The organism is Ruegeria sp. K3, from assembly GCF_056531845.1.
Genome location: NZ_JBQFMM010000012.1, coordinates 73,305 through 85,824, shown reverse-complemented (window position 1 = coordinate 85,824; position 12,520 = coordinate 73,305). Strand labels below are relative to the sequence as shown.

Annotated in this window: 12 protein-coding genes; 8 read left to right on the top strand and 4 right to left on the bottom strand. The window is 56.7% G+C overall.

Going from position 1 to position 12,520, the window contains the following annotated elements; translation table 11 throughout:
- Window positions 1-33 precede the first annotated feature (33 nt).
- Genes ACR0MP_RS18920 through ACR0MP_RS18900 form a run of 5 tightly spaced genes read left to right on the top strand, consistent with a single transcriptional unit; the run spans window position 34 to window position 4,852 of the window.
- Window positions 34-636: an amino acid synthesis family protein gene (locus ACR0MP_RS18920; RefSeq protein ID WP_170407727.1), complete on the top strand. Its 603-nt coding sequence runs from the start codon at window positions 34-36 to the stop codon at window positions 634-636.
- Complete coding sequence (locus tag ACR0MP_RS18915; protein WP_170407730.1) at window positions 608-1,420, top strand: alpha/beta fold hydrolase; 813 nt, start codon at window positions 608-610, stop codon at window positions 1,418-1,420. The genes ACR0MP_RS18920 and ACR0MP_RS18915 overlap by 29 nt, the downstream gene beginning before the upstream one ends.
- Window positions 1,417-2,337 (top strand): flavin reductase, encoded by a 921-nt coding sequence (locus tag ACR0MP_RS18910; protein WP_170407733.1) that lies wholly within the window; start codon window positions 1,417-1,419, stop codon window positions 2,335-2,337. Before ACR0MP_RS18915 ends, ACR0MP_RS18910 begins: the two co-directional genes overlap by 4 nt.
- 1 nt (window position 2,338) lies before the next feature.
- Window positions 2,339-3,376: an LLM class flavin-dependent oxidoreductase gene (locus tag ACR0MP_RS18905; RefSeq protein WP_170407735.1), complete on the top strand. Its 1,038-nt coding sequence runs from the start codon at window positions 2,339-2,341 to the stop codon at window positions 3,374-3,376.
- 9 nt (window positions 3,377-3,385) lie between these two features.
- Window positions 3,386-4,852 (top strand): aldehyde dehydrogenase, encoded by a 1,467-nt coding sequence (locus ACR0MP_RS18900; RefSeq protein ID WP_170407738.1) that lies wholly within the window; start codon window positions 3,386-3,388, stop codon window positions 4,850-4,852.
- Window positions 4,853-4,885: 33 nt separating this feature from the next.
- Here ACR0MP_RS18900 and hisD read toward each other — a convergent pair whose 3' ends face one another.
- The 4 genes from hisD to ACR0MP_RS18880 form a co-directional block, all read right to left on the bottom strand.
- A complete protein-coding gene (gene hisD, locus ACR0MP_RS18895) occupies window positions 4,886-6,160 on the bottom strand; it encodes a histidinol dehydrogenase (RefSeq protein WP_170407741.1) in 1,275 nt (424 codons plus the stop codon).
- 8 nt (window positions 6,161-6,168) lie between these two features.
- On the bottom strand, window positions 6,169-6,864 hold the full coding sequence (gene cuyB, locus ACR0MP_RS18890; RefSeq protein WP_170407743.1) for a cysteate racemase: 696 nt from the start codon (window positions 6,862-6,864) through the stop codon (window positions 6,169-6,171).
- 35 nt (window positions 6,865-6,899) lie between these two features.
- On the bottom strand, window positions 6,900-7,913 hold the full coding sequence (cuyA, locus tag ACR0MP_RS18885; RefSeq protein WP_480887561.1) for a D-cysteate sulfo-lyase: 1,014 nt from the start codon (window positions 7,911-7,913) through the stop codon (window positions 6,900-6,902).
- A gap of 218 nt (window positions 7,914-8,131) precedes the next feature.
- Window positions 8,132-9,106: a LysR family transcriptional regulator gene (locus ACR0MP_RS18880; RefSeq protein WP_170394403.1), complete on the bottom strand. Its 975-nt coding sequence runs from the start codon at window positions 9,104-9,106 to the stop codon at window positions 8,132-8,134.
- Window positions 9,107-9,282: 176 nt separating this feature from the next.
- Between ACR0MP_RS18880 and ACR0MP_RS18875 the strand changes: the two genes are divergently transcribed.
- From ACR0MP_RS18875 to ACR0MP_RS18865, 3 genes are all read left to right on the top strand, one after another.
- Window positions 9,283-10,278, top strand: coding sequence for a taurine ABC transporter substrate-binding protein (locus ACR0MP_RS18875; protein ID WP_170394406.1), 996 nt, complete (start codon window positions 9,283-9,285; stop codon window positions 10,276-10,278).
- Between the two features lie 74 nt (window positions 10,279-10,352).
- Entirely contained in the window at window positions 10,353-11,159 is an 807-nt protein-coding gene (locus ACR0MP_RS18870) for a taurine ABC transporter ATP-binding protein (protein ID WP_170394409.1), read from the top strand.
- Complete coding sequence (locus ACR0MP_RS18865; RefSeq protein ID WP_170394412.1) at window positions 11,156-12,421, top strand: ABC transporter permease; 1,266 nt, start codon at window positions 11,156-11,158, stop codon at window positions 12,419-12,421. The genes ACR0MP_RS18870 and ACR0MP_RS18865 overlap by 4 nt, the downstream gene beginning before the upstream one ends.
- Window positions 12,422-12,520: the final 99 nt, after the last annotated feature.

Below are 12,520 nucleotides of genomic sequence, written 5' to 3'. Positions count from 1 at the left end.
ATTCTCGACCAAAGGCTTGCCAAAGGAATCACCATGTCCGCCGAAATTCGAAAAACGCTTCTGCATGTCGAAGACACTCTGATCGAGGGTGGTAAGTTGGCGGACACTCCGCTGAAGCTAATTGCCGCAATGGCTGTCATTCGGAACCCGTGGGCTGGTCAGGGATTTGTCGAGGATCTTGGCCCTGCAATCCGCGAGTGCGCCCCTGGACTGGGGGAGTTGCTGACCAAAATGATTTTGGATGCTTCAGGTGGCGGCGACCGGGTCGAAGCCTATGGAAAATCCGCGATTGTGGGCTTGAACGGAGAGGTCGAGCATGCGTCGGCCCTGATCCACACGCTGCATTTTGGCAATCATTATCGCAAAGCAGTCGGCGCGAAATCCTACCTTTCCTTCTGCAATACGCGCGGCCCTGCCAATGCGCCGCTGCTGATCCCCTTGATGGACAAACATGATGGCGGTCGTCGCTCTCACTACCTTACGATCCAGACTTCGGTCGCAGATGCACCTGCGGCAGATGAGATTCTGATTGCACTGGGTGCATCGATTGGAGGGCGGCCGCACCACCGGATCGGGGATCGCTATCAGGACATCGAGGAACTTGGTCATGACGTTGACAACCCTGCAGCTGTCTAACTCGGGCCGATCAGTCGCGTTCAGAGAGGCGGGCGAAGGGCAACCGGTCTTTATGATCCATGGCGTTGGCATGCAATCTGCGGCCTGGGGCCCTCAGTTTGACACGCTGAGCCAGCATTGCCGTATAGTTGCGGTTGATCTGCCGGGGCATGGAGGCAGTGACCGTCTGCCATCTGGAAGCCAATTGCCGGATTTTGTTGGCTGGATGCATGATGTTGTCGACGCATTGAATCTGGCTCCGGTCGCAATCATCGGTCATTCAATGGGGGCACTGATTGCCGTCGGCTTTGCGGCAGAGTACCCCGATATCACTAGCCGTGTTGCTATGTTGAACGGCGTCTTCTGTCGCGATGCCTCAGCCCGCGCCGCAGTCATCCAACGGGCCGCTGACATCAGCGCGGGTCGAGTTGATCTGGAAACGCCGTTGTCGCGCTGGTTTGGTGACAGTCCGGGTGATCTGGCTGCCCGTGCGCAGGTGGCGTCGTGGCTTGGGTCTGTGGATCAACGAGGCTACGCCATCGCCTATTCCGCTTTTGCGCGGGGCGATGCCACTTACGCCAGCAAGATGAATCTGATTTCGTGCCCGTTTCTGGCGCTCACCGGCGACGGAGACTCGAACTCAACCCCGGCTATGTCACAAGCTATGGCCGCAGCAGTTCAAAACGGTCGGGCCGTTGTGATCCAAGGCCACCGACATATGGTGAACTTGACAGCACCCGATGAAGTAACAGCGCATCTGGTTGAATGGCTCGGCCAGCCGGCCGAAGAAAGGATTGCGCAATGACCTCGATCGATCCCCGCACGCTGCGAAATGCATTTGGAGCGTTCATGACGGGCGTCACCGTGGTTACGTCGCATGATACCCAAGGTAACCCGATCGGGTTTACCGCGAACTCGTTCACATCCGTCTCACTAGACCCGCCGCTTGTGCTGGTTTGTCTCGCCAACAGTTCAAAGAACTATGACGCATTGATTGCCGCTGACGGGTTTGCCGTCAATATCCTGTCAGAGACACAGATCGAGGTATCCAATACCTTTGCCCGGCCCGTCGAAGACCGGTTTGCCAGCGTCGAGTGGCGGCGTGGACCTGCGGGATCGCCGTTGATCGATGGGTCGTCGGCTTGGTTTGACTGCTCTATGCACAAAACCGTCGAAGCGGGGGATCATGTGATCCTGATCGGCGAGGTCAAAGCCTTCGACAATACTCCGGCACCCGGTCTCGGATATGTCAGGGGGGCCTATGTAACACCATCAACAGCTGCTGGTGCCTTGATGCAGGACACCGGCCTGATTGTCTCAGCCTTGATCGAACGCGCAGGTGAGGTTCTGTTGATCGATGCCGGTGACGGCGCGCTTGCACCGCCCGAGGCAGTGGTTGGGTCAGAAGGTGTTTCAGCGGCATTGGAACAATTGATTGAGGCCACCGGGCTGACCGCAGAGCCGGGCTTTGTTTATTCGGTTTACGAGGATGCTGAGAAAAAGCGTCAACATATCGCGTTTCTGTGTCAGGCCGCAGATGGTGAGCCGAAGAAAGGTAATTTCGTCCCGCTGGACGTCGTATCCTTTGGCACTGTAACCGACACGGCGACCCGAACCATGCTGGAACGATTGTCCGAGGAATCCCGGCTGGGAGATTTTGGCATTTACTACGGAAACAAGAACAGCGGCGAGGTTCGCCCGATTACACGAGGAGGTCACTGACATGCGGTTTTCGCTTTTCGTTCATATGGAACGCACCTCTCCCGATCAGGACCAGCAGGAGCTGTATGAAAACTTCATAGAACTGGCCAAGATCGCTGATGCGGGCGGCATGCATGCGGTCTGGACCGGCGAACATCACGGGATGGATTTCACCATCTCGCCGAACCCGTTCCTGAATATCGTCGATCTGGCACGCCAGACCAACAATGTGCGTCTGGGAACCGGAACCGTTATCGCTCCGTTCTGGCATCCGATCCGGCTGGCCGGAGAGGCCGCAATGACGGACATGATCACGAATGGCCGTTTGGATCTGGGCATTGCGCGTGGCGCCTACAGCTATGAATACGAGCGGATGGTGCCGGGGCTGGACGCCTGGGAGGCAGGCCAGCGTATGCGCGAGCTTGTTCCGGCAGTGCGGGGTCTTTGGGAAGGCGATCATGCGCTGGACGGAGAGTTTCATTCTTTCCCGGCAACCACATCTTCACCCAAGCCTCTGCAACAAAACGGTCCACCGATCTGGGTTGCCGCGCGCGATCCCAACAGTCATGAGTTTGCGGTATCGAACGGTTGTCACGTGCAGGTCACCCCTTTGTGGCAGGGCGACGAAGAGATTACCCGGCTGATGGATACGTTCAATGCCGCTTGTGCCAAATTCCATGACGTCCCGCGCCCCGAAATCATGCTGTTGAACCACACCTACATCGCCTCGGACGAGGCGGATGCCCGTCGCGCGGCGGAAGAGATCAATCGCTTTTATTGCTATTTCGGCGCGTGGTTCAAAAACGAACGCCCAGTGTCGCAGGGACTGATCCAGGCGCTGAGCGATGACGACATCGCTAACCATCCCTTCTATTCGCCCGAGGCGATGATCCGGGACAACGTGATCGCCACGCCCGACAAAGCAATCGAACGCATCAAGGGCTATAGCGATCTTGGATATGATGAGTATTCTTTCTGGATCGACAGTGGGATGAGCTTTGAGCGCAAGAAAGCCTCGCTAGAGCGGTTCATCGCGGACGTCATGCCCGCCTTCGCCTAAGGAGAGAAAATGCGGCAGTTTCAGCACTATATCGGCGGCACGTTTTCGGATGGGACCGCGCAGTTCGACAGCCTGGATCCCGCGACGGGCACCGTTTGGGCGAAAATGCCTGAGGCCCGAACACATGATGTGAACGCCGCGGTTGAGGCTGCGTGTTCAGCGCTGAATGCCCCCGAATGGGCGACCATGACAGCAACGGCTCGTGGTAAACTGTTGTACCGGCTGGCCGATCTGGTCGCCGAAAATGCTCAGACCTTAGCCGAGCTTGAAACGCGCGATACCGGAAAGATCATTCGCGAAACCTCTGCTCAGATCGCCTATGTCGCGGACTACTACCGTTACTATGCCGGATTGGCGGACAAAATCGAAGGGGCGCACCTGCCGATCGACAAGCCCGACATGGAGGTTTGGCTGCACCGCGAACCAGTTGGTGTGGTGGCCGCCATAGTGCCGTGGAATTCGCAACTGTTCCTGTCTGCGGTCAAGATTGGCCCGGCGCTTGCCGCCGGTTGCACAGTCGTTCTGAAAGCATCCGAAGATGGTCCGGCCCCGATGCTGGAATTCGCGCGTATTTTCGATCAGGCAGGCTTCCCGCCCGGAGTTCTGAACGTCATCACCGGCTTCGGGCCGGAATGCGGCGCCGTTCTGACCAGTCACCCGGATGTCGATCATGTTGCCTTTACAGGCGGCCCGGAAACCGCGCGCCATATCGTGCGCAACTCGGCTGAAAACCTCGCTTCGACTTCGTTGGAACTGGGCGGAAAATCCCCGTTCATCGTATTCGAAGATGCCGATATCGAAAGTGCTGTGAACGCGCAGGTTTCGGGGATCTTTGCTGCTACCGGGCAAAGCTGCGTGGCGGGATCGCGATTGGTAATCTCTGATAAGATCAAAGATGAGTTTCTAGCCCGGCTCACCGAAAAAGCGGGTGAGATCGTGATCGGGGCGCCCGATGACCTAAAGACCGAAGTTGGCCCGCTGTGCACTCAGGCTCAGCTTGTGACAGCGGCAAATTTGGTTGCTGAATCCGTCTCGGCAGGGGCTACCGTGATAGCGGGTGGGCAACCTTTGGACCGTGAGGGGCACTATTTTCCACCGACAATCATTGATTGTACGGACGCGCCTGATGCGCCCTGTCTGACGCGCGAAGCCTTTGGTCCGATCCTCTCGGTCGTCAGTTTCGGGACCGAAGCGGAGGCGATACAAATAGCCAACAACACCGCGTTTGGGCTGGCGTCGGGTGTCTTTACCAAAGACTTGACCCGCGCACATCGAATGATCCGCAGAATTCGGGCTGGCATTGTCTGGGTTAACACATATCGCGCTGTCAGCCCGATTGCTCCATTCGGAGGTCATGGACTGTCGGGCCACGGGCGCGAAGGGGGCCTACAGGCGGCGCTTGATTACACACGGGTCAAATCGGTCTGGTTGCGCACTAGCGACGATCCGATCCCCGATCCGTTCGTGATGCGGTGAATCTGACCAATCAACAGGATCCTTGGGCCAGATTTAGCACACTTTAGACAATCGCATCTCTGCCGCGCGTGCGTGGCCTTCCATGCCTTCCATCCGACTGATCCTGGCAGTGCGTTCAGCAAGCTCGTGCGAGGCTTGCGCTGTGCAGCGCTGCCAAGTCACCGTTTTGGTGAATTTATGCACTGACAGACCGCCGGTATATCGGGCCGCTCCGCTTGTTGGCAAAACATGATTTGGCCCGGACGTCTTGTCGCCGAAGGGCACTGTTGTTTCGGCACCCAGAAACAGCGATCCATAGGTGGTCAGTTGGTCCAGCCACCAATCCAGGTCCTCGGCGATCACCTGCAGATGTTCGGGCGCGTAGTTATTGGCGACCCTGGCAGCCTCGTCGCGGCTGTCGCAAAGAATGATCTCGGCCCGGTCGCGCCATGCCGTGCGCGCTGCACTAGCGTTCGGCTCGGGAAGACTTTCGATCAGGGCATCGGCGCGCGCGATAACACCCTGGGCCAGAGCTTTATCGGTGCTGACCAGCCAGACAGGGCTATCGACGCCGTGCTCGGCTTGGCTCACCAGATCCCAGGCGACAGTCTCGATCGATGCTGTGTGATCGGCAATGACTAAGGTATCGGTTGGACCTGCAAACATGTCGATGCCAACCTTACCAAACAGCATCCGTTTCGCCTCGGCGACATAGGAGTTTCCCGGACCGACAAGAATATCAGCTGGCCGCGCACCAAAAAAGCCATGGGCCATCGCAGCAATCCCCTGAACTCCGCCCAGATTCAGGATCAGATCTGCACCGCTAAGGTCCATCGCATAAACAATTGCATCAGGGATGCCCGCACCGGGACGCGGTGGCGAGACCGCCGTGATGTGGGACACCCCAGCCACCTTTGCCGTGGTAATCGTCATCAACGCACTTGCGATATGGCTATACCGACCACCAGGAACGTAACATCCCGCACTAGCGATCGGGATCTGTTTCTGACCTGCGATCAGGCCGGGCATCACCTCGATCTCGCATTCGCTCACCGTGGTCATCTGCGCTTCGGCAAATCGACGGATATTGGCATGGGCAAAGCGGATGTCGTCTTTGACCTGTTCAGGCACGCGGTCACATGCGGCTTTGCGCGCTTCATCAGTCAACACGAACTCTCCCGTCCAGCCATCGAGCGTTCCGGCATAGCGCCGAACGGCCTCTTCGCCCTCGCGCTCGATATTGGAGAGCATGATTGCGACGATATCGCGGATATCCGAATTTTCTGCATTGGGGCGGGGCAGGGCGGTTTTCAGATAAGAGACGGCCATGGGAAACCTCAACGCGTCAGAGAGTGGGAGTGGATAGCGCCCGCCAGAATATCGACGGTGTCGATGATCGGAACGCTTTTGGGCAAGTCGCGGGTGAGCAGAGAGAATTCGGAGCAGGCCACAAACAAAAGCGCGGCACCCCGGCCCGAAAGGGCGTTAGCAGCGTCGGAAAGTGTGCTGAGTGCAGCGCCGGTTGGCCCTTCGGATTTGATGTGGCGGATCGTGCCGAGCATCCTATCTTCATCCTCGGGCCAGATTGCGGTAAATCCGGCGCGGTTCAGGGGGGCGTCAAAAATTCCGACCTTTCGCAGCGCTGGGGAGGCAAGAATTCCGACCTGGCTGCCAAAAGGCAGGAGTTGCGCCGCTTGATCCACGGTCAGGTCTACCATGTTCAGAAAGGGGATCGAGACGGCGTCCTCTATCTGCGCCGCATAGTGGTGTGCGGTGTTACACGGCATCGCAAGCGCGGTTGCCCCTGATTGCTCCAATCCTCTCGCCATATCGGCCAGAACCGGCCCGGGATCAGACCCGTTGCCCTCGATCAGGTGCGCGATGCGGGAAGGCACCTGTGGGTTCATGTCAATCAATAGTGGCAGGTGATCGGCATCATCCGCCGCCTGTACCGTGGATAACACGCGCTGCTGCAACAGAATTGTCGCCTCTGGGCCCATTCCGCCCAATATGCCGGTGACGCGGGGTTTCATGCAAAGACCTGCTTGCTGGAACTTATCACCGTGATTTACAGATTGACCCAGCGGTCGGTGTGATCGAAAGCGAAATCATAACCGAACAGGCCAACCGAGCCTCCTGTATGCAAGAACACCACACGCTCATCCTTGAACGAGCCCTTGCGCGCCAGATCGATCAGACCGGCGACCCCTTTGGCGGAATAGACCGGGTCGAGCAGAATGCCTTCCAGTTCGGCAAACATGCGGATCGCCTCAATGCCGCTTTCGGTCGGCAAGCCGTAGCCGTCGCCTACATAGTCGGTATTGGCCATCACATCCTCGCGCCGCACCACGTCTGGGCAACCCAATTTCTCAGCCGTGTTGCAGGCTAGATCATAGACCATCTGCTCTTGCTTGGGCTGCGGTGCGCGGGTGCCAATGCCAAGAACCGGAATGCCCGTATTCATGGCGCAAAGCCCGGTGACCAGCCCGGCTTGCGTGCCCGAGGAGCCCGTCGCATGCACCACGCGATCGATTTTGAGACCGGAGTTATTGGCCTGGCTCACAAGCTCTAGCGCGCAGTTCACATAGCCAAGCGCTCCGGTCGGGTTCGAACCTCCGCCCGGAATGACATAGGCGTTGTGACCTTCTTCACGCTTCTTCGCGGCCGAACGCTCCATCTCGGCGGGCATGTCGTGGCCGCCGGGAAACTTCTCGGTGGTTGCGCCATGCAGATGATCCAGCAGGACATTACCATTGTTGTTGTAGTTGGCGTTGTTATAGCTGGTGCGGTCTTCCAGTAGGATATGACATTTCAAACCCAGCCGGGCAGCGAATGCAGCGGTTTGACGCGCATGGTTCGATTGCGTTGCCCCTTGTGTCATCACCATGTCTGCGCCTTGTGCGAGCGCTTCGCCGAACAGAAACTCTAGTTTACGGGTCTTGTTGCCACCCGTCGACATGCCGGTGCAGTCGTCTCGCTTGATCCAAAGATCGATTCCCAGAGCCTCGGACATACGATCCATCCGTTCAAGCGGAGTTGGCAGATGGGCAAGAAAAACACGGGGAAAACGGGAAAGATGCATCAAGCTGTCCTGATCTGGGCCCGGCACATGGTTCAAGACCGGTAGGTCTTGCCAACATGGGCCGCTGGGTAGGTTTCTGGGTTTAGAATGCCGCCTGTAGTCAAGCCGCAAGGTCAGGCCTAATCACAGCGGATGGGGCGCGTCGGTCAAGCGCACTGTACCCGGTTTCGAAAAAGCCGGAAAATAACTTCGATATTGCGCTCAGATTACCTGGTTGCTCATTCGGGGGGTGCGGGTATGGTTCGAAAGTCGTCATTCAACCAAGGAAACCGCGAATTCATAGGCTCGGTCACATGACGACGGATCAGGTTTTGCAGTGTGTTGTGGATCAGTCGTGTGGTTGTCGACGGATAGATATTGGTCGTGAACAACGACACGGTGCGCGCAAAGCTTTTGCCCGGGAAAGGTAATGCGCGTGTATCTTTGTGGAATCGTCGTGCGCGATAGTAGCTGGCAGCAGTCGTGATCGTCCAACCACTGCCCCCGGCGACAAGTCCGATAATTGACTGATTACATTCAAGTTCGAACCGGTTGGGCAGGTTGATCTTGCTACGGGTTAGCTGAATTTCGATGAGTCTGCCGATGGTGTGATCACGCGAATATCGTAAAAGCGGAAGCGGACTGTCTGATTTGGTCAGTTCCTCGACCGGTCCGTCATATGCGGGCGGAAGAATGACGATAAACGGATCTCGAAGTAGCGGGAATTCGATTAACCCTTCAAAGTGCTCAGGAGGTCGGGTCGCAACGCCTGCATCCAGCTTTTGAGACTGCAGTTTGTCAAGAATCTCATGGCTGGGGCGGGTAAAGTGGCGAAAATTGCACCGCGGCAGGCTTGCAGAGAGATGACGGAACAGTTCTGGCGCGACCCGGCTGTCAAAATCGTCAATCAGGCCTAGACGCAAATCTGTTGCATGTTGCCAACTGCCCGAGCGAAGCTCGGCCTCGCCCCGTTTCAAGGCGATCAAGCCGTCATGCACATGTCGTGAGAACACCGTGCCTGCGGGTGTCAGACCCATGGGTCTGCGGCTGTGGTCCACCAAATCCACATCCAGCGCCTTTTCAAGACTGCGCAAATGATTGGAGACCGTACTGATTGACAAACCGGTTTCAGCGGACACCTTTTGGATTGAACCCAACTTGGAAATAAGTTGGAAGACTTCCAGCCACCTGAGACTGAGTGCTTTCTTTGTCATCGGGGGCTCCCAAACCAGCGAACTATCAGTCAAAAGCGAAACAAAGTTTCGCTTTTTACGCAACCAGTATTTTGATTTACTAATTCAACGCGTAAGGACTATGGTTTTTCTACTGTTCCAGAGTTCGGACGTTTCAAGAGCCGACGAGTGGAACCAGCAGGGAGAAAATAGTCAAAATGATCAAGAAATATCTGCTCACAACAGCATATGCCGGGATTGCGGCCGTCACCGCTTCACAAGCCGCCGCGCTTGATGAACTGACGGTTGCTTATTTCCTCGAATGGCCGATGCCGTTCCAGTATGCGAAAGCAAACGGAACCTACGAAGAAGAACTGGGCGTCAAGATCAACTGGGTGTCTTTCGACACCGGTACCGCCATGTCAGCTGCGATGGCCTCGGGTGATGTACAGATCGCGGTCAGCCAAGGGGTGCCACCGTTTGTGGTAACCACTTCGGCCGGTCAGGACATCCAGATCGTCGATGTGGCGGTTAGCTATTCAGACAACGACAACTGCGTTGTTGCCGAAGCGCTTGAAATCGACAAGGGCAACGCGGGTGAACTGAACGGCAAGAAGGTCGGTGTTCCGATCGGTACAGCTGCGCATTACGGTTTCCTGTCGCAAATGTCTCACTTTGGTGTCGACATCGGTTCAATGGAAATTGTTGACATGGCTCCGGCCGATGGCGCCGCGGCGTTTGCCCAGGGCAACCTCGACATGGTTTGCGGCTGGGGTGGCGCGCTTCGTCGTATGACTGAGCATGGCAACATCCTGCTGACCGGTGCTGAAAAAGAAGAGATCGGTATCCTGGTGTTCGACGTCACTAGCGCTCCGGCAAGCTTCATCGAAGAAGAGCCCGAGCTTCTGTCGAAGTTCCTTAAGGTTACCGCAGATGCCAACGCCAAGTGGAACGCAGGCGACAGCAAAGATGAAATGCTGCCGGTGATTGCCAAGGATGCTGGTATGGATCCTGCAGACGCTGAAGCCACAATCGCGACTTTCACCTTCCCGTCAGTTGAAGACCAGCTATCCGAGAAGTGGCTGGGAGGTGGCGCGCAAGACTTCATGCAGGGTGTTGCAAACGTGTTCGTGTCGGCAGGCAGCATCGAATCCGCTCTGGATTCGTATGATGGTGCCGTTAATGCAGGCCCGCTGACAGCTGCGAATAACTAATCACGCAGGACATTTCATGCGACCGGCCCCGGTTTCGGGCCGGTCGACAGCTATGAAAGCAGGAAGGAGGCAGGATGCCTGAACTGGACATCGTAGAATTGTCCATGCGCTTTGACTTACCCAACGGCTCCTCAGTACAGGCCCTACAAGATGTTTCACTCAGCCTTAAAGAGGGTGAGCTGATGTCTGTCCTTGGCCCGTCGGGCTGTGGTAAAACGACGTTGCTGAACATCGTTGCAGGATTTCTGGCGCCGACATCTGGCAAGATTGAACTGAACGGCCATCTGGTCAAAGGCCCTGATGCTGAACGCGGGATGGTGTTTCAGAAGGGCGCGTTGTTCGAATGGATGAACGTGCGGGAAAATGTCGAGTTTGGCCCGCGTATGAAAGGCATGCCCAAAGCCGAGCGTGACCAGATTTCCGACCATCTGCTTGAGGTCGTCGGGCTTCAGGATTTCAAGGACAAGGCGGTTTATGAACTATCGGGCGGGATGCAGCAGCGTGTAGCGTTGGCGCGGTGCCTGGCAAACGAGCCGGACGTCATCCTGATGGACGAACCGCTGGGTGCTTTGGATGCGCTGACCCGTGAGAAAATGCAGGGCCTTGTCCTGAAGCTTTGGAAAGAAACAGGCAAGACGATCATCCTGATCACCCACTCGGTCGAAGAGGCCTTGTTGCTGGGTGAGCGTCTGATTGTCATGGCCCCCAGACCGGGGCGCATTCACCGCGAATACAATCTGCCTTTTGCTGAACGCGGTGTGAATGCCGATCTGCGTGATGTGAAGAAATCCGAAGGTTTTGCGGAAAAGCGCGATGAGATCCTCTCGATGATCTGGGAGATGGAAGAAGAAATTATGGGTCGGACGGAGCAGGCATCATGATTGTACTTCTCTTCTATATCGGCCTGTTCGGTGGCGCGTTTTTTATCGTCTACGCGTTACGCCGCGGTTTGCAATCGCGTCAGGATTTCACAAGCTTGAAAACTGTGACTTTCGGCGACGAAAGTGCCGTACGAGCGGATAGGGCTGCATCGATAATCTCGGTTCTCGTGATCTTTGTGATCTGGGCGGCTTTCACCGGCTCGAAGTTGTTTCCGATCCATGTGCCGGGCCCATTTGTGGGTGATACGCAATTCACCTATACGCTCGAAAACGCGGATGGCAGCACGGATGAAGCCACGATTTTTGTTCGCGTTCCAGCCTTTGGTGAGGAAGCAGAGAAATTCGAAGTCGAGCCCGGCAGCGGGTTTGCCAAAGACGATGCGGTTGCAGCTGCTGCGGGCCGCTCATCGACGATCCTGTTCGACAAGAACGATGATGCCAAACGCAATGAGGGTGCAAAGATCGTCGCGATCAACGGCACACCTATAGGTGAAGGCCAAAAGGTTGATACAGGCGATGGTACCGTAACGCTGACCGGGAAAGGGGCGATCAGTTTCACCCCCAAACAGGGCTTGCAGATGAACCCCATCTGGCTTCCAGCCCCTGAAACCGTTGTGGCCCGGTTCTTTGAGATTGCGAATGAAGGCTACCAGAACTTCTCGCTTTGGGAGCATCTGGGCTGGTCGCTGTTGCGCGTAATTGCTGGGTTTATCGCAGGTGCGCTTGTGGGGATTCCGCTGGGTTATGCAATGGGCCTATCCGGTTGGTTTCGAGGCTGGTTCGATCCGATTGTCGAGTTCATGCGACCGGTGCCGCCACTTGCGCTGATCCCACTGGTGATCATCTGGTTCGGCATCTGGGAGACCGGCAAGATCGTTCTGCTGTTCCTTGCGGCCCTTTGGATCATGACCATCGCCGCGCGGGCTGGTGTGTCCGGTGTGAACATCTCGAAAATCCACGCAGCGTATTCTCTGGGGGCGTCGAAATGGCAGATCATGCGCCATGTGATCGTGCCCAACTCGCTGCCCGAGATTTTCACCGGTGCACGTGTGGCCATGGGTGTCTGTTGGGGAACTGTTGTTGCGGCTGAACTGGTTGCCGCACAAAAGGGTGCCGGTATGATGATCATTGCCGCATCCAAATTCCAGCTGACCGACATTGTCATCATGGGGATCGTCCTGATCGGGGTGATCGGATATGGAATCGATATCCTGATGCGCAAGGCCGAGAACTGGCTGGTGCCATGGAAAGGCCGCAGCTGATCGGTCGTTCCCGATACTGTGGTAACAAAGCGGCCCCCGAGCAATCTCGGGGGCCTTTGCTTTAGCTGCAGGAAAAAACGCGGCGTTGGAACTGGCTGC